The sequence below is a fragment of the Bradyrhizobium sp. HKCCYLR20261 genome (genome assembly GCF_051168435.1).
In the GTDB taxonomy this organism is placed as follows: Bacteria; Pseudomonadota; Alphaproteobacteria; order Rhizobiales; family Xanthobacteraceae; genus Bradyrhizobium.
In genome coordinates, this window is sequence record NZ_JBNPUZ010000011.1 from 1 (window position 1) to 16425 (window position 16425).

General features: G+C 64.2%; 16 protein-coding genes. 8 read left to right on the forward strand and 8 right to left on the reverse strand.

Features of this window, described 5'->3' with window-relative positions:
• The 4 genes from ACQR1L_RS23220 to ACQR1L_RS23235 form a co-directional block, all read right to left on the reverse strand.
• The coding region (locus tag ACQR1L_RS23220; protein ID WP_434860249.1) for an Hpt domain-containing protein at positions 1-881 on the reverse strand (881 nt) is incomplete at its 3' end.
• Between the two features lie 234 nt (positions 882-1115).
• The gene (gene flbT / locus ACQR1L_RS23225) at positions 1116-1511 is read right to left on the reverse strand and encodes a flagellar biosynthesis repressor FlbT (protein WP_434860250.1); all 396 of its coding nucleotides are present in this window, start codon (positions 1509-1511) and stop codon (positions 1116-1118) included.
• 218 nt (positions 1512-1729) lie between these two features.
• Entirely contained in the window at positions 1730-3283 is a 1554-nt protein-coding gene (locus ACQR1L_RS23230; protein ID WP_434860251.1) for a flagellin, read from the reverse strand.
• A 296-nt stretch (positions 3284-3579) separates the two neighbouring features.
• Positions 3580-4335, reverse strand: a complete 756-nt coding sequence (locus ACQR1L_RS23235) for a histidine kinase dimerization/phospho-acceptor domain-containing protein (RefSeq protein ID WP_434860252.1) — start codon at positions 4333-4335, stop codon at positions 3580-3582.
• Positions 4336-4440: 105 nt separating this feature from the next.
• Here ACQR1L_RS23235 and ACQR1L_RS23240 point away from each other — a divergent pair, with 105 nt between their 5' ends.
• From ACQR1L_RS23240 to ACQR1L_RS23265, 6 genes are all read left to right on the forward strand, one after another.
• Positions 4441-4920, forward strand: coding sequence for a hypothetical protein (locus ACQR1L_RS23240; RefSeq protein WP_434860253.1), 480 nt, complete (start codon positions 4441-4443; stop codon positions 4918-4920).
• 58 nt (positions 4921-4978) lie between these two features.
• Positions 4979-5701 (forward strand): Crp/Fnr family transcriptional regulator, encoded by a 723-nt coding sequence (locus ACQR1L_RS23245; RefSeq protein ID WP_434860254.1) that lies wholly within the window; start codon positions 4979-4981, stop codon positions 5699-5701.
• Positions 5702-5927: 226 nt separating this feature from the next.
• The gene (locus ACQR1L_RS23250) at positions 5928-6317 is read left to right on the forward strand and encodes a response regulator (protein WP_009026776.1); all 390 of its coding nucleotides are present in this window, start codon (positions 5928-5930) and stop codon (positions 6315-6317) included.
• Positions 6318-6537: 220 nt separating this feature from the next.
• Complete coding sequence (locus ACQR1L_RS23255; protein WP_434860255.1) at positions 6538-6951, forward strand: response regulator; 414 nt, start codon at positions 6538-6540, stop codon at positions 6949-6951.
• A 6-nt stretch (positions 6952-6957) separates the two neighbouring features.
• A complete protein-coding gene (locus ACQR1L_RS23260) occupies positions 6958-9510 on the forward strand; it encodes an ATP-binding protein (RefSeq protein WP_434860256.1) in 2553 nt (850 codons plus the stop codon).
• 255 nt (positions 9511-9765) lie between these two features.
• Positions 9766-10011, forward strand: a complete 246-nt coding sequence (locus ACQR1L_RS23265) for a hypothetical protein (protein WP_006614403.1) — start codon at positions 9766-9768, stop codon at positions 10009-10011.
• A gap of 127 nt (positions 10012-10138) precedes the next feature.
• Here ACQR1L_RS23265 and ACQR1L_RS23270 read toward each other — a convergent pair whose 3' ends face one another.
• Positions 10139-10729 (reverse strand): response regulator transcription factor, encoded by a 591-nt coding sequence (locus ACQR1L_RS23270; protein ID WP_434860413.1) that lies wholly within the window; start codon positions 10727-10729, stop codon positions 10139-10141.
• A 313-nt stretch (positions 10730-11042) separates the two neighbouring features.
• Between ACQR1L_RS23270 and ACQR1L_RS23275 the strand changes: the two genes are divergently transcribed.
• Positions 11043-12194 (forward strand): hypothetical protein, encoded by a 1152-nt coding sequence (locus ACQR1L_RS23275; RefSeq protein ID WP_434860414.1) that lies wholly within the window; start codon positions 11043-11045, stop codon positions 12192-12194.
• Positions 12195-12392: 198 nt separating this feature from the next.
• Positions 12393-12824: a hypothetical protein gene (locus tag ACQR1L_RS23280; protein ID WP_434860257.1), complete on the forward strand. Its 432-nt coding sequence runs from the start codon at positions 12393-12395 to the stop codon at positions 12822-12824.
• A gap of 32 nt (positions 12825-12856) precedes the next feature.
• On the opposite strand, the gene ipdC is transcribed toward ACQR1L_RS23280, so the two are convergent.
• The 3 genes from ipdC to ACQR1L_RS23295 all read right to left on the reverse strand — a co-directional run bounded on the left by ipdC (position 12857) and on the right by ACQR1L_RS23295 (position 16140).
• Complete coding sequence (gene ipdC / locus ACQR1L_RS23285) at positions 12857-14494, reverse strand: indolepyruvate/phenylpyruvate decarboxylase (RefSeq protein ID WP_434860258.1); 1638 nt, start codon at positions 14492-14494, stop codon at positions 12857-12859.
• Positions 14495-14617: 123 nt separating this feature from the next.
• Positions 14618-14818: a hypothetical protein gene (locus ACQR1L_RS23290; protein ID WP_434860259.1), complete on the reverse strand. Its 201-nt coding sequence runs from the start codon at positions 14816-14818 to the stop codon at positions 14618-14620.
• A 146-nt stretch (positions 14819-14964) separates the two neighbouring features.
• Positions 14965-16140, reverse strand: a complete 1176-nt coding sequence (locus ACQR1L_RS23295; protein WP_434860260.1) for a hypothetical protein — start codon at positions 16138-16140, stop codon at positions 14965-14967.
• Positions 16141-16425 lie beyond the last annotated feature (285 nt).

Sequence of the window (16425 nt, forward strand, 5' to 3'; positions counted from 1 at the left end):
ACCTTGAACTCGGTGTCCTCGTTGCGGCGGGCGATCTCGAGCAGCTGGTTGCGCGTCAGCACGAGCTCCGAGACCATCGTCATCAGATGTTCGAGCGTGTCGACATTGACGCGGATCGACTGGTTGGCGACCTTGTCGCTCTCCTGCACCTCGCCATCGGCATTGGCCTTCGGCCGCGCCGCCTTCTTGGGTGCTTCAGCCTTGGCCTCCGCCTTGGCCGGTTCTGGCTTGGCCGCTGGCGGGGTTGCCTTGGTTTCAGCCTTGGTTTCGGCCTTGGCCTCGGAGGCCTGCTCGTGCGCCGGCGGGGTCTCGATGGCGGTTTCGCGGAAGGCGCGCTCCAGCTCGTCCAGCGACACCTCGCCGGGACGCAGCGGACGCTCCAACGTCTGGTCGATCAGGGTGCCCTGGGTGGCAGCCTTGGCCGCAGGCGCGGCGGGAGCTTCAGGGGCAAGCGGGGGCGCGGCCTCGGCTGCGACTGCAGCCGGCGCGCCGGCCATCGCGGCCATGCCGCGCTCGACCATCGCCTCGAGCTCGCTGATGAGATCGCGGTCTTCGCCCTCGGGCTCGGACTCATTGGCCTCGAGCTGGGCCAGCAGGTCCTTAATGCGATCGATCGTGGTGAGGATCAGCGTCACGGCCTCGCCGGTGACCGGCATGCCGTCGCGAAATTTGCCCATCAGGGTTTCGGCGGCATGCGCCAGCGCTTCGAGCCGCGGCAGGCCGAGGAAGCCGCAGGTCCCCTTGATCGTGTGCACCAGCCGGAAGATGTTATCCAGGATCTTGGCGTTGTTCGGCTCCTGCTCGAACCGCACCAACTGATTGTCGACGGTATCCAGGCTCTCGCTGGTCTCCGTCAGGAACTCACGCAACAGATCGTCCATGAAACTGGCCTTCCAAGAATTGGTGCGGCGATCGCGGGCGACCGCTGATCCTGTCAGAGCGACGGTTGGTCCGGTGCCTTCGCCATGCAGCGCATACCCAACCGCCGTCTGGCTCGGCTCAACGGACTTTCCTCGTTGCCATCGTTAGGCCGGGCTTTTATCCGTCCCGTTAATTTTAGTGTCCGTGCTAATACGGAACTTAACACCGGCGCCGAGGGCGCTCCGGCGGGGGGCTCAGGGCGCAGCTTCGGCGTGGACGGCCGGGCAATCCTCGCGCTCGAACAGCGTCCGAATCTCCTTCAAAGCCTTGTAGAGGGAGCCTTCCGTGACATGGCGATCGACCACCTCGGCCTGCCCCGCGGCATGGGGAAGTGCCCTGCGCAATTCGTTCATGCAGGCGAGATAGGACGCTCGATAGCGGATCGTGTCATTCTTCAGATACATCGTCTGGACGCAAAGATAGAGACGCTTGGCCGGTGTATCGGCCGTTTCGGCCGTCACGGTGTCTCGCTCGCGGAGAATGGGCGCATCGCCCTCGACGATGAAACGGGCGCGCGTATTCGAATTGACGATGACGCTGTCGCCGATCACGATCCGTTCAAACGGCTTCAGCTCGACCCGCAAGGGCATACGCAGATCTCCTCTCAGGAGTCTCGCCCGGGAGGCTCCTCGCGGGAGCGGCGTCGTCGGCAGGCTGGGTCGGCGCGATACGACGTTGCTCGCGTGCTTGGCTTCTCGGCTCATCCGCCGCACAGGTCGATGCGTGGCGACGTCATGTCCGGAGCTTGGAGCCGAAAGCGGCGGGGAAAGCCCCGCCGCCTCCGATGTTGATGAGTGCTGACCGCGCCTTAGCGCAGGAGCTGCAGCACGCTCGCCTGCGACTGGTTGGCGAGCGACAGCGCGGACACCGCGATCGACTGGCGGGTCGACAGCGCCTGGCTGTTGGCCGCTTCCTCGTTGGTGTCGGCCAGAGTCAGGTTCGACGAACCGGTCTGCAGCACGTTGATCAGGTTCTTGTTGAAGTCCTGACGAACCTGCACGACCGAGAGGTTCGAACCCAGCGTCGAGGCCTCGGACCGCAGCGTGGAGCTGGCGGTGTTGAGGACGCCGATCACCTTGTTCGCCGAGTTGTTGTCGAGGAAGTCGGTGCCCGAGGTCAGGCTCGAGAGGCCGAGGCCCGCCGAGTTGAACGTGACACCGGTGATCGACAGCGTCGACTTGCCGGTCTCGTTGAAGGTCAGCTTCAGCGTATCGCCGTTCAGCAGGTTGATGCCGTTGAACGAAGCGTCGGCCGCGGTCGTGTTGATCTGCGCAAGCACGTTGTTGTACTGCGAGACCAGGCTCGAACGCTGCGACTGAGCCGTGGAATCCACGACGGGAGCCGCAACGGTGGCGCCGTTGAAGGCGTTGCCGCTGACGGAGAACGCCGTGCCGCCGATGGTGCCGATCGTCGACGACGCCGCATCATTGGTGGTCGAGATCGTCAGCTTGTTGGTCGACGAGTCGAGCGTGGCCTGGAGGTTGTTGGCCGCGAGCTTGGTGTTGAGGTCGCTCAGCGACTTCACCTGCCCTGTTCCTAGTCCGAACGTGAAGCTGGTCGCCGTTCCTCCGCCTGTCGCCGCGATCGTCAGCGTCTGGCCCGCCAAGGCGTTGCCGGTGGCCGACAGGCCGAGCTTGGCCAAGGTGCCGGAGCTGCCGGAGACGGTCAATCCTGCCGCCGGCGGCGTCAGGGTGATCGCACCCGCGGTGACCGAAGCGGTCACGCCGGCCTGCGTCTGGATCGCCGACAGCAGGTTGCTGACGGAATCGCCGATACCAATGCTGGTGCCGGTGGAGGTTGTGCCGGTGACGAAGGTGAAGGTGGTGCCGTTGACGACCAGCGTTTCACCGGAGGTGATGCCGGTGGCCAGGTTGTTCGACGCCGTGCCTGCGGTGCCGGACAGCTTGGTCGAGCCGGTGATCGCCGAGGCGGACGAGGTGTTGTCGTTGTTGACAACCGAGCCCGTCACTGCGGTCGCGCTGGAGCCCAGCAGGTCGCTGGCGGTCGCGCCGGTCAGAGCCGAGGAGACGACGTTCGACTTGGTGGAGTAGCCGACCGCGCTCTGCAGCACCTGGTTGGCGATCGACTTGGCGCTGTCGACGAGCTTCTGCAGCGAGGTGATGCCGGTGTTGGCGGCCTGCAGAACCTGCACGCCGTTGCCGATGCCGTCGAGCAGATTGGAGATGTCGGAAGCGCGGTTGTCGAGACCCTGGGCGGTGAAGAAGTTGGTCGGATTGTCGAGAGCCGAGTTGACCTTCTTGCCCGTGGAGAGGTTGTTCTGCGTGGTGGCGAGGAGCTGAGCCGTCGACTGGAGCGAGAGCAGGTTCTGGCGAACCGACGCAGAGAGTACGATACCTGACATTGTCATTCCCTTCTGGATGAACACGAGTAGACATCGCCGCACCATTCTGTCGGCGATATGCGACACTGGGCCGCGGAATCCTACCCGTTCCTTAAATCGATCCAGGAACTGCGACGCGAGGCACCCGCCTCCGCCGTTAATCCTAACTTGCTGCTAATCGGCTTGGTAAAATACGAGAAAACGGCCGGAATTCGCGTCTCGATGGCACAGTCTTGCGCAGGCGGGCCTGGCCGCGCGATCGCGGCGCGACGCTACCGTTAGGGCGCCGCTAACCATGGCGCGGAAGGACCTGCCGGCTAGGAGGGCTCTCGGTCCATGCGCGGAAGGACGATTTCGACACACGCCGTCCGGTCGTGCGGCTCCTTCAACGCCAATCGTCCGTTCGAGCGCCGCACGAAGTCGTCCACCAGCTTGATCTCGGAGAAGATCGGCTCGGACGGAGAGACACCGTCCGCGTTCACCGATGCGGTGAGCACGATCAGCACGTCGGCGCGAGGGTCTTCGCCGGCCGCGCCGCCATCGCTGATGCGCCTCGCATCGATGTCGATCCGGCCGCCATGTTCGAGCCGGTGGCGCGCGCCGATGGCAAGACACAGCAGGGCCGCCATCAGCTGGCCGGGGTCTGCGTACACGGACGGTACATCCGCCGCCACCGAGGTCGTCACCTCGACATCGGTGCCCAAGGTCGGACGAAGCAGACGGCCGACATCGACCAGAAGTTCGTTCAACTCGACCGCACATGGCCGCGGCGGCCGGCCCCGCGCGAAAGACAAGAGCTGCGACGTCAATCGTGCGCCGCGCGTGGCTGCCTCATCGATCAAACGCGCGACCGCTGCGAGTTCGGGTTTGTCCTCGACCGCCTCGGCGAGAATGTCGATGGTGCCTGTAATCACCGTGAGGATGTTGTTGAAGTCGTGCAGCAGTCCGCCGGCGACCTGACCGACGATGGCCATTCCAGGATTGACGCCGGACGATTCCGACTCCGACACGTCGACACTGCTGCTCGGCGACGGCGATGACGAGGCGGACCGTTGGTGGGAGCAAGAGGCCATGAAATCCTGAGCTACCTGTTTGGGAAACGGCGGACCTGCCGGGATGACGCGAACGAACCAAGGCGATGGCGGCATTCAGCCTCGATGCGGAGGAGCTCAGCCTCGTTGCTGACCATCGATCGCGCTCCGCGCCGGATGCGCAATCAGCCCCCTGCTCAAGTCCTGCTGTTGCAGGACGACTGCTACATCATCGTCGGTCGCCGAACCTCGGCCGAAGCCGCCATTCAGGAGCACAGGGTTGCATCGGACATGAAAATATCCGTCAACGAATCAGCGCGGTTATTAGCGATTTTGGCTTCAAGATGTCGGCTGTCAATCGCGGTGGCATGCCGCCGTGCCGCGGCGAGGGCGAGAGGACGCGAGCCATTCGAGCAATCATGCGCTTCGAGTGATGACGAGGGAGAGAAAGCTTGGATGCGATCTGTATACAAGCGGCACTCACGTAGCTGGCTCTCCGCCGCGTTTTTCGGCGGACCAATCTTCCACGACATTTTCACGCACATCTGCACACCAACGAGCACAGAGGGAACCATGGCGCGTGACAGCTTGTTATTTCTCTTGTCAGCCGATGGGGCGCAGTTTTAAGGAACCTTGAGTGCATCGAGATCTGCGAGGCTCAGTCGCTGCAATGCAGGAGATGGCTTTGGACCCCAGCTTGCGTTCTCCCAACGGCTTCCTGTCATCGCTGGTTGACGAGGATTTCGAGCTCATCCGCCCCTATTTGCGGACGGTCGATCTCGTGCAGGATTCCGTTCTCGCCGAAGTCGGCGAAAAGCTGACGCGGATTTATTTTCCCCATCGTGGCGTCATCTCGCTGGTCGTCAATCTCGCACGCGGAGAGCGTGTGCAAGTCGCGATGATCGGGCGCGACAGCTTCTTCGGAGGCATGTCGCTGCTGGGCGGCGGCGACCCGCTCGTGCTCAACAGTGCGGCCGTGCTGGTGCCGGGCAGCGCGTCGGTCGTCGATATCGACAGGGTGCGCGCCGCCGCGGAGCAGAGCTCCACGTTCCGCGCGGCCATCCTTCGCCACGCACTCGCCATTTACGTGCAGAGCCAACAAACCGCCGGTTGCAACGCTGCCCATACGGTTGAATCCCGCCTTGCCCGCTGCCTGCTGCAGACGCATGACCTCTCCGGCGGCAACAAGCTCTACATCACCCAGGAATCGCTGGCCCAGATGATCGGCGCCCGGCGGAACAGCGTGTCGCTGGTGGCGAGCACGCTGCAACAGGCCGACTTCATCCATTACAGCCGCGGTCATATCGAGATCATCGATATCGACGGGCTGAAGAAGACGGCCTGCGAATGCTACGGTGCCGTCAAGGCTCAGTACGAAAAACTGGTGCGCCCGCGCCCGCTGCCCTGAGAGGGCTTTTTTCCGGCGATCAACTGCCGGGCGGCCCCGCCTCCGTACAACTACGGCCTTACGCACGATCCGCCCCGTTCGCCCGCACGGAATTAACGCGCTGTTCAACGGGCGCTGATAATTGTCGATGTGCTGACGAGCGCGAGTTCCAAGAAGCGTCGAATCATCTTCGTGCTGAAATATCTCGCCCGTGTTCGGCTTTTGACCAAACGCGCGGAGTAATGACATGGCCTTTGATCTGTCGATGCCGATTCTGGTGGTCGATGACTATGCCACAATGATTCGGATCATCCGCAACCTGCTGAAGCAGCTCGGATTTGAAAACGTCGACGACGCCAGCGACGGATCGGCCGCCCTCGCCAAGATGCAGGCGAAGAAATATGGGCTGGTGATCTCCGACTGGAACATGGAGCCGATGACCGGCTACGACCTGCTTCGCGAGGTCCGCGCCAGCCCGGAACTGTCGAAAACGCCGTTCATCATGATCACGGCCGAATCGAAGACCGAGAACGTCATCGCCGCCAAGAAGGCCGGGGTCAGCAACTACATCGTCAAGCCGTTCAATGCGGCGACGTTGAAGACCAAGATGGAAGCCGTGTTCGGCCCCGCCGACTGATCCGGCTGCCCCCCGAATGATGCGCAACGGCCGGACCTGTCCGGCCGTTTCCTTGTTGCCGGGCTGAAGATCGCACGGCCTGCGATCGGCGCGCGTGGCGGCCCCTGCCTTGCTTCCCGTAGTTGTACGGAAACCAAAATTTACGAGGGGGTCAGAGGCGCCCGTTAGACATGGCCTGCTTGCCGTCAAATCCTCCAGGATGGCAAGGGGACAGGGCTTCATGCGCAACGAACTCCTCGTGATCGAAGACGCCGACGTGCATCAGTCGATCTTACGGAAGATCGCATCCCAGTCTGGTTTCAACACCACGGGCGTGAATTCCGTCGATGCCGCCTCGAGCGTTCTGCAGAAGAGGCATTTCGATTGCGTCACACTGGACTTGTCGCTCGGCGAACGGTCCGGGACCGAGGTTCTCGATCGTCTCGCCGAGCTGAAGTTCCGCGGACCGGTGCTGATCATCAGCGCGTCCGAGAAGGATGCGCTCAACGCCTCGGTTCGTATCGGGAATTTTCTCGAGCTGAACGTCTATCCTGCCTTCTCCAAGCCGATCGATGTCGTTCGTCTGAGGGAGACGCTGAAGCAGATCGCGCAGGAGACCGATCTGCGACGGATGGTCAGGACCGCGGGCTGGTAGCTGGTGATGAGCAACAAGAAACGTTTTCTGGGAGCGCCTGCGGCAATCGCGCTCATCCTCATCTGCGTCATTGCCGGCAGCAACCTGTTCTTCCTGTCCAATCTGCGCGAGAACGCGCTTCAGCACGCCGAAGAGGATCTCAGCCGGCACAGCCTCACGCTGGCCGAGAACGCCGACCGCTCCGTCAAGTCGGTCGACCTGGTGCTCACCAGCGTCCGCGACTATCTGGCGCGCGGCGGCGCGATCGACGCTGTAGCCTATCACAAGATCGCCTCCGACTATCAGACCCATCTCCTCCTCAAGGAAAAGATCGCGGGACTGCCGCAGATCGATGCCGTGACCCTGATAGATGCGCAAGGCAAGCTCCTGAACTTTTCGCGCTACTGGCCGATTCCGGACGTCAACATCTCGGACCGCGACTACTTCAAGGCGCTGAAGGCCGATCCCGCGCTGCAGACCTTCGTCAGCAAGCCGGTCCAGAACCGCGGCGACGGCACCTGGAACATCTATTTCGCCCGCCGGCTGGATGACTCCGCCGGCGCGTTCATGGGCATGATGCTCGGCGCGATGTCCGTGCCCCATCTGGAGAACTTCTTCGGCTCGACCGCGCTCGGCCTGGATGCCTCGGTGTCGCTGGTCCGCGACGACGGCATCCTGCTCGCGCACTTCCCGCCGACGAGCGAGATCGGGCGAGCGACCTCCGGCTTCGGGCAGCGCGCACTCTCGGCCGGCGGCGTGCTGCGGGAGCCATCGACGCGGACGGGCGAGATGCGTCTGCGGGCGGCAAAGATGCTGCCCAACTATCCGGCCATGATCGTGGTGTCCGTGCCCGAGCAGCACGTCCTGAAGGAATGGCGGGCGATGGCCATCCTGCTCGTCATCACCTCCCTGCTGACCGCCGTGGCGGTGCTGGCCGCGGCCGTGCTGATCTCGCGCTGGTGGGAACGGCACGAGCAGTTGATCAACGCCGCGGAAGCCGCCAATGCCGCGAAATCGACCTTCGTCGCGATGATGAGCCACGAGATCCGCACGCCGATGAACGCGGTGCTCGGCCTCGCAACGACCCTGCTCGAGACCAATCTCGATCCCGAGCAGCGCCGCTCGGTCGTGGCCATCCACAATGCCGGCGACAATCTGCTCGAGATCCTGAACGACATCCTCGACTTCTCCAAGCTGGAATCCGGCCAGCTGTCGCTCGAAGACATCGCCTTCTCCGCCGAAGCCCTCGTTCACAACACGCTGAGCATCATCGGGCCGCGGGCGTCCGCCAAGGATCTCAAGCTCCGCAATGTCAGCGATCCAGCGGTGCCGCCCGCGCTGGTCGGAGACGCCGGCCGCATTCGCCAGATCCTGCTGAACCTCGTGTCCAACGCGGTGAAGTTCACGTCGTCCGGCGAAGTCGTCGTCACCACGCGCTGCATCGACAAGGACGCCGAAAAGGCAACCGTGGAATGGACAGTGACCGACACCGGCATCGGCATCGCCGCCGACAAGATCGGCTCCCTGTTCGCCAATTTCGTCCAAGCCGACAACTCCATCAGCCGCCGCTTCGGCGGCTCCGGACTCGGACTTGCCATCTGCAAGCGCCTCACCGAACAGATGGGAGGCGAGATCAAGGTGACATCGACGCTCGGCAGCGGCTCGACCTTTTCGTTCCGGCTGACCTTGCCGATCGCAGAGACGGTGGCCTTGCCCGAGCAGAACGACGACAGCATCTACGCCTCGCTGCAGAACAGGATAGCGGCCTTCGGCCGGCCGCTGCGCGTGCTTGTCGTCGACGACAATCCGACCAACCGGCTTGTCGCGACCAAGATGCTGAAGGATTTCGATGTCCAGACCGACACGGCCTGCGACGGCACGGAGGCCGTCACGGCGGCCAGCCGCTTCAACTACGACCTCATCCTGATGGATGTGCGCATGCCGGAGATGGATGGCTTCCAGGCGACGCGGACCATCCGCGCGCGCGGCGAGCGCCGATCCAACGTGCCCATCATTGCCTTCACCGCGAACGCCTTCATGGAGGACATTCGCGCCTGCCGCGAGGCCGGGATGAACGACTTCGTCGTCAAGCCGGCGCGCAAGAAGGCGCTGGTGGAGGCGATCCTGCGCGTGCTGCCCCTGCCTGCCCCGGCCATCGAGCTGGCGGGCGCCGAGACCGCGTCACTGGTTCCGGCGGATCCGGACGCCAGCGGGCCCGACCTCTCTCCCGAAACGGACGTCGCTCCCGAGCCGGCGCTCGATCGCGACGCCTATGCGGAGCTGGTCGGCGAGATCGGCGACGACGCGGCGCAGGAAATCCGCGACGTGTTCCTCAGCGAGACGGACGCCCGGCTGAAACTGTTCCGGAAACTGTCGCTCGACAGCGAGCGTATCAAGATCGGGCGCGAGGCGCATTCGCTGAAGAGCGCCGCAGGCACTTTCGGCTATCGAAGGCTCGCCAGCTATGCGCTGACGCTCGAGAAGAACGCACCACGCCTCTCCGAGGGAGAGTACATCGAGCTGCTGGACAATATCGACGCCGCCTATGCGGCCGCCCGCGCTCAGGAGCTGCAATATTGAGAATGAGGCCGTTCGTGAACGTGCCGCCGAGTATCCGCCGGTCTCTGCGCTTCTGGCCCCGACACGCGTCCACGGTCCGCGTAGCGACATCACAATGACCGCGACGATTTTCGACAACTTCAAGTCGACGGATTCGCGAAGCGCAATGGGTATATTCCCTTACAATGAGTTGACGCCGTACTTCTACGGCTCATGATTTTCACGATCAACTAATCATGAGCTGCGAGACTTGGGCTCACATAGGAGATGTGTCCCATGTTTACCTTTGAAACCGCCGACCAGAAGGAAGTCAGGCGTTTCCGAATTGCGCAGTTCAACGGCCGGACGGCGACCGTGAAGTCCGGCGGATCAACAATCACCGGCCACGTCCGTTCAGTGATGGAAAAGGAAGCGAGCGTTCCGCCGCGCTGGACCATCACGATCGTGCCGACCCCTCCCAAGGCGCAAGCGCCGTTGCGGCCGACCTCGCGGGTTCGCCCTTTCGCCGAAGATTATTTCTAAGCCCACGGCCACACAAGCAGCCGCTGTCCGATCGGCCGCCTGAGGCGGGCCCGATCGGATAGCGGCGCGTGTCGTCATCGTTCGAATAGATCAGCCGGCGGCGATCGGCCGCCTGCACGTGCCGCGTTCACCCGATCGGATTGAGAAGGGCCGCGCGGACCAGTTCGGCGGTGTTTCGCGCGCCCAATTTTCGCATGGCCTCCGCACGATGGCTCTCGAAGGTGCGCGGGCTGATGCCCATGCGCAAGGCCCCTTCCTTGTTGGAGTGACCTTCGCTGATCAGCTTGAGAACCTCGCGTTCGCGGGGCGTGAGCGACTTGCTGGCGCGGCCGGGCTGTCGGGCCGTGCCCTGTTCATCGACCGGCGGCGTCTGTGAAGGCGGGGCGAACTGATTCTTCGCACCGGCCATCTGATGAACCAGGGCACAGACCCGTTCGGTCTGCAGCAGCGCATTGTCGACCACCAATTGGACATGCCGCCGCTCGCCGGGCGCCTTGGCGATCTCGTCACTGCGCTGCTTGATTTCGCCCATGTAGAGCATCAGTGCGGTAAGCGAGCCGTTGAGCTGGCGCGCCAGGGCGACCACGTCATGCTCGTCGGAATGGTTGGAGCGCAACGCGCCCTGACGGGCGGCCGGAAAGCCGGGCTCGTTAACCCTCTGGCCGCCGGACAGGGAGGCGGCGCGATCGTCCGAAACGCTGTTGCTCAGCTGTGTCATGCCCCATCCTGGCCCGCCGGCAACTTTAACATGGTTAACATTGCCGTCCGTAACAATACGGGATTCTTCCGCAACCTCCCGCAAGCGTGGAGAAATTCCCCCATAAGTTGCGATCGAAAACGTTAACCCGGCGAAAGCGCGAAAGACGTTCGCCAGGCGGCCGCGCACCCCTGACGATCCAATCCACGACAGCGTGCATTTCTACGATTGTTTACTGATATTAATTCGGCACCAACTGTTTCGTGATTCCATGCGCCCCGTTCTCGTCCGTGGAGATGAGCACTCATGATTGACAGCCGATAGCCTGACGCCGATGGGACCGGTCGACCGGATCTGGGAATTCCTGCAGCGGTTATCACCGTTGACGCGAAGCTGTCTGCTCAGCGAGCTCGAGCGGCTCGAACTGAGCGGCGTCGACATGCCGGGGTCAGCCGACCTGCAGGCGCGGCTGCGCGCGGAGATCCGCAACAACAACGGCGCCGGCGGCCACCGCGTCATCAATCCCTCTCGCTACTTCTTCATGCCGATCGAGCAGCTTCTGATCGACGGCTCGCCTGAACATGCCAACGAAGGCCGCATCGCCCGAGGCTCCCTGACGCCGATCTGGGAATGGATCTCGCGGGATCTGCTCCCGACCATGGCGCGGGACTATAACGCGCAGATGCGCGAGCTGATCGCCGGGGACAAGCAGCGTGAATGCCGGCAGGTCGCAAACGCATTCCAGACCAAGGTGACGAAGTCGTTGGAAGGCACCCTGTCGCGGGCCGACGGCATCGAACAGGTGCGCGAGAAGCTCAAGGCCTACACCGCCTCGCCCTCCGTGTTCGACGACGTCATCAAGCTGATGAAGGCGCTCCGCGCGCGCGAAGAGCTGGCAAAGTTCGCCGACTCGCTGCCGGACCGGATCGCCGAGTTCGACGATCCCCAGGTGAAGAAGATGGCGCTGCTGCTCGACGGCCTGCGCAAGAAGGAGCCCGAAGCCGTCCCATTCGCGCTAACGCTCGTCGCCAAGCGCCTGAAGGAGCCATGGCAGGTGATGCGCCTGGCCACCAAGGCGGCGCGCTCGAAGAACGTGGCCGATGTCATCACCGCGCCTTACGCCCTGACGGTGCCGATGGTGCTCGACCAGCTCGAGGACAAGCGGCTCGCGCTGCGGATTGCCTTGAAGAACAACCGCGTCGTGACCGCCAAGGAAATCCTGACCAGCATCTACGATATCGAATACGCCATCCAGGTCCGCATCGATCGCATCGAGGACTCGGATTGGGGCACGCGCCTCGCCACCATTCTCAGTAACACCGACAGGATGGTACAGGCCGAGATCAAGCGCTTCCCGGCCGAGGTCGGACACGTGCTCGGGTCGAACAGGCTGCGCGGCCATCGCTCGATCGGCGACCGCCTCAGCTATTTCGCCTGGAAGGGCCGCGACGCGATCAAATCGGCGCTGCGCTCGGCGACCGGCTGAGGCCCGGGCACGCCGGCACGTCCCTCCCCAAGCGGCGCCGCGCGCCGACCTCGGTCGGGCTGCGCTCATGCGAGCGCTCTTTCGCCGCCGCAGGATCCGGATCATCGCTGGACGGTTTCAGTGAAGCGTGGTTGAGCTGCGCGGCATGTCACATGCCCGATGACGCGGTCTCGTACCCTGTTTCGGTCGGCAAAAACAATGGAGAGACACGTGAAAGCGAGCAAGATGTTGCTGGTTGCGCTGGCGCTGGGATGCGCCGCGCTTGTCAGTTCCGACGGTGGCGCACAGAGCGTCGCGGAGCCCGCGACCGCCGCGCCGACGGCCGACAATGCCGTGCTGCTGACCGTCTTCCTCAAGCACGATCAGTCGCGCCCCCTGAGCGAGCTCAACGCGCAGCTCGAGCGCCAGGGCTTTTACAAGGCGTTCCCGCCGGCCGGCGTCGAGGTGGTCAGCTGGTACGTCATGATGGGGGTTGGCCAGGTGGTGACGCTCCGTCTCGCGGCCTCGCGCCTGCGCGAGGTCAACCGCATCTTCGAAACCACCGCCTGGGGCGCCTATCGAACCGAATTCTATCCGACCTATGACTACAAGGCGGTGGGGCTCGGGAATCACGACAAGGCGCTGCAATAGGCTGGCTTGGCCGACGCGTTCGGATCGTCGCGTCATCCCCTGGCCAGGCGCTCACGCGCCGATTTGAACCCGGCGACGAAGCGCGCCAGGGTGTCCGAGGTCTTGCCCCGCGGCAGCATCACCTCGATCAGCGAGAACTGTCCGCGCCGCTGCACGGCGCGCTGCAGCGCCGCCACGAGTTCGGCGCGCGTTCCGACACGTTCGCCGGCCCCACCGATGGAGTTGGCAATCTCGGCGTAGTGCCAATCGTCGAGGTCGTTGAAGCGCGATTCCGGCTGGAATACGCGCAGCATTTCCCAGCTGCAATTGTTGAACAGCACGACGATCGGATCGAGCCCGTAGCGGCGGCAATTGCCGAGCTCCCAGCCGGTCATCTGGAAGGCGCCGTCGCCGACCAGGATCAGCGGCCGCAATCCGGTGGCGGCCACGCCGATGCCGGCGGGCACGCCGAACCCCATGCCGGCATAGTAGCCGGGCGCGGCGAGTGCGGTGTTATCGATCTCCATCGCCGTGAACAGGCAGTCGCCGATATCCGAGGTCATCGGCATGCGGCCGTGGCGGTCGAACATGTCGTTGATCGCGGTGGCGATGTCCGAGGGCGCGATGGGCTGGCTGTCGGCAACGAGGCCGCGCGGATAGACGGAGCGCTGCCGGAGCGGTCCGGGGCTCGGCGCACGCGGCGTGGCGCGGGCCTCCAGCGCGTCGATGAGATCGCCGAGCGGCATGTCGCGATAGGCGTGATGGCCGATCTGCACCTCGCGGCTCGCCGCCAGGATCATGCGGCGCGGATCCGGCGCGCGGTTCGACAGCGCGAAATTGGTGTCGGAGAGAATGACGCCGAGCATCAACACCAGGTCGGCGTCCTCGACCAGCTGGGTGATCGCCGGATTGCCCGCGGCGCCGAGATAGGTGCCGGCCACGACGTCGTCGGCCTTGTCGAGCAGCCCGCGGCCCATGAAGGTCGTGACCAGCGGCAGGCCGAGCTTGCGCGCCAGCGCCGCGATGCGGTCCTCGACGCCATAGCGGCGGATCTCGACGTCGACCACGATCACCGGGCGCTCGGCACGGCGGATGCGCGCCAGGATCTCGTCGACGCATTCGTCGAGCGCCTCGCGATTGGCGCGGCGCGGCGGCAGCGGCACCACCGCCTCGACCTCGGCGTCGACCATGTCGCGCGGGAATTCGAGATACACCGGCAGCGACATCTCCCGTGCGCTGCGCAGCACGCGCGCGATCTGCGCCGGCGCTGTCGCGGGATCGCTGAGCACCGCCTGGTCGCAGGTGATCTCCTTGAACACCGCGAGCTGGGTGTCGACCGTGCGCGCCTGGTGATGCAGCAGGAAGCCGGAGACGCGCTCGCGCGCGCCGGGCGCGCCCGCGATCACCACCACCGGCGAGCGCTCGGCATAGGCGCCGGCGACCGCGTTGACGACATTGAACGCGCCGGCGCCGTAGGTGACGACCGCCACGCCAAGGCCGCCATGATAGCGCGCGACCGCATCCGCCGCGAAGCCGACCGCCGGCTCATGGCTGAGCGTCACGCTCGGCAGGGTGTTGCTCTCCTCGATGACCTTGAACAGCGGCAGCACGAAATCGCCGGGAATGCCGAAGATCTCCCGGGCACCGTGATCCTTCAGGGCGGCGAGCAGGACAGAAGCGAGAGCGGGCATCCGACGTCCCCGTGTGCATGACATCCGCCCTGGTGCTACACGAGGTCAGCCGCGCTGCCAATTGCCGAACCAGTCATGCGCGCGCAGCTTGAAGGGCCGGCGGGACCGAGCGGCACGGGCGCATCAATGTCCCGTCATCAGCGATGCCTGGACCAACAGTGCTGACGATCCGACCGCGTGCGGGATGACGAGGGTGGCCGCAAACAGAAAGATGGCAGCCACCATCATGACGACCTTCATCACGACGGTTCTGCGATCGGTGATCGGCAGGAACAGAAAGAACAGCAGCACAGCCGCCAGCGTGATCTCGAAGACATAGGACATGGCTCATCTCCTCCGTTGCCCGGACACGATGAGCCATGCCGATCACATGGACTGTGGAACGCGTCACACAGACCGGCGCGATCCGCGCCGAAATGCGATGCGCGCCGGCGCGGCTGCGAACCAGCCGCGAGCGGACGGCCATCCGCTCAGGGCTTTGGGCATTCCGAGTAGAACGTGCCGTTCGCGGCGACGAGCCGCTCGAGACATTGCCGCTTGTCGGTGACCGATCCAGCGACGGAGAAATCAAACGCCCGCGCCTTCAAGACGAGCGCATAGCGGCCGGGACTGAACTGCAGATCGGGATCGCGCGGCGTGAGCTCATACATCTGCGGATCATCCTTGAGCGGCGACGCACGAAAGGGGATCGAGATGTTGCGGATGACCCAGGTCTCGTCTTCGTTCGCAACGACCGGCTTGCCCGAAGCATCGAAGCTCGTCGCCTGCCGGACGCGCGCGACGATCCGGGCCTCGACCTTGTCAAAGGCGTCGGGAGCAGCGTCGCGCTGGAAGACGACGAAGCGCAGGCGGCCATCCGGAAGAATCGATTCGCTTGGCTTGGTGATGGCGGCCGAAATCGCGACGCGCGGATCCGGCACGCGGCCCGGCAATTGCTGCAGTTCAAACATGCGGCCATTGCTGTCGGCATAGACACCGTAGGCGGTCGGCAGGCGCGGATCTCTCGTGGGTGCGGCAACCGGAGCGCTTGGGGCAGCGGCGGGCACCGGAATCTGCGGCGACGGCACGGACGTCGCCACCGCCCCCGCGGCAGGCTCGCGCGCGCCGGCCGGGCTGCTTGGCCGGGCCACCATGTCGCCACGGCCACGTTGAACCAGAGCGACGACCACCACGACGACCACGATCGACAGCAGAACCGCGGCAACACGCGCGGGCATTGACTCGAACAGGCGACGGACTTGCCAGCGAGAGCTGGTCACCGCCGTTGCGTGGCTCTCTCTCAAAGATGGAACGCCAGGGTCGACGGCGGATTGGGAGCTCTCGATGAGCGAGACCGCAAGACGGCTGGGCTGCGGCGCCACTATGCCCGTCGGCCGCGGCAGAGCTTGTGGACCTGCCTTGGCGACGTGCGTTTCGACGCCGGCAATCGCCACTTCGAGCGCCTGCATCAGGCGGGCTTTCTCGGTGGGATCGTCCTCGGACAGTTGCTGCAGCTTGTGACGAGCGAGTTCGTAGACTGCACTACGCAGTTGCTCGGGATCTCCGCTGACAGCGTCGATCGTGCGTGCCAGGACGAGCGCAAATTCAACCTCGGGATGAGCAGCGGCGATGTCCTTCACGCGCGGGAGTGCCGAATCCGACGTCATGACTCAATCCAGCCACACATGAAACTTCACACTCGTTTGTTAATTCGCGGGCGAATGCGTGCGGTCCGGCCCATCAAAAGCCGACACAAGGGCCGGAAAGGACGGCAGCGCCGCATGACATCGTATCATTGCAACAGTCTCATTCATTAACATTTTCTCGGACGGCCGGCACATTTACCTTGCAACGACCGCCGAACAAACCGGCTACCCAAAACGGCCGAGTCGTGACATAGTCGCGTGCATTGTACGAGGCCTCGCGTAATTCGGGTGACGGACACCTTGCCG

Excerpts from the sequence above, each read along its gene's own strand:
- ACQR1L_RS23270 (WP_434860413.1), bottom strand. The coding sequence starts at position 10,729 with ATGACACAGCTGAGCAACAGCGTTTCGGACGATCGCGCCGCCTCCCTG.
- flbT (WP_434860250.1), bottom strand. The coding sequence starts at position 1,511 with ATGCCCTTGCGGGTCGAGCTGAAGCCGTTTGAACGGATCGTGATCGGC.
- ACQR1L_RS23290 (WP_434860259.1), bottom strand. The coding sequence starts at position 14,818 with ATGTCCTATGTCTTCGAGATCACGCTGGCGGCTGTGCTGCTGTTCTTT.
- ipdC (WP_434860258.1), bottom strand. The coding sequence starts at position 14,494 with ATGCCCGCTCTCGCTTCTGTCCTGCTCGCCGCCCTGAAGGATCACGGT.
- ACQR1L_RS23275 (WP_434860414.1), top strand. The coding sequence starts at position 11,043 with ATGGGACCGGTCGACCGGATCTGGGAATTCCTGCAGCGGTTATCACCG.
- ACQR1L_RS23295 (WP_434860260.1), bottom strand. The coding sequence starts at position 16,140 with ATGACGTCGGATTCGGCACTCCCGCGCGTGAAGGACATCGCCGCTGCT.
- ACQR1L_RS23250 (WP_009026776.1), top strand. The coding sequence starts at position 5,928 with ATGGCCTTTGATCTGTCGATGCCGATTCTGGTGGTCGATGACTATGCC.
- ACQR1L_RS23230 (WP_434860251.1), bottom strand. The coding sequence starts at position 3,283 with ATGTCAGGTATCGTACTCTCTGCGTCGGTTCGCCAGAACCTGCTCTCG.
- ACQR1L_RS23265 (WP_006614403.1), top strand. The coding sequence starts at position 9,766 with ATGTTTACCTTTGAAACCGCCGACCAGAAGGAAGTCAGGCGTTTCCGA.
- ACQR1L_RS23260 (WP_434860256.1), top strand. The coding sequence starts at position 6,958 with ATGAGCAACAAGAAACGTTTTCTGGGAGCGCCTGCGGCAATCGCGCTC.
- ACQR1L_RS23235 (WP_434860252.1), bottom strand. The coding sequence starts at position 4,335 with ATGGCCTCTTGCTCCCACCAACGGTCCGCCTCGTCATCGCCGTCGCCG.
- ACQR1L_RS23255 (WP_434860255.1), top strand. The coding sequence starts at position 6,538 with ATGCGCAACGAACTCCTCGTGATCGAAGACGCCGACGTGCATCAGTCG.
- ACQR1L_RS23280 (WP_434860257.1), top strand. The coding sequence starts at position 12,393 with ATGGAGAGACACGTGAAAGCGAGCAAGATGTTGCTGGTTGCGCTGGCG.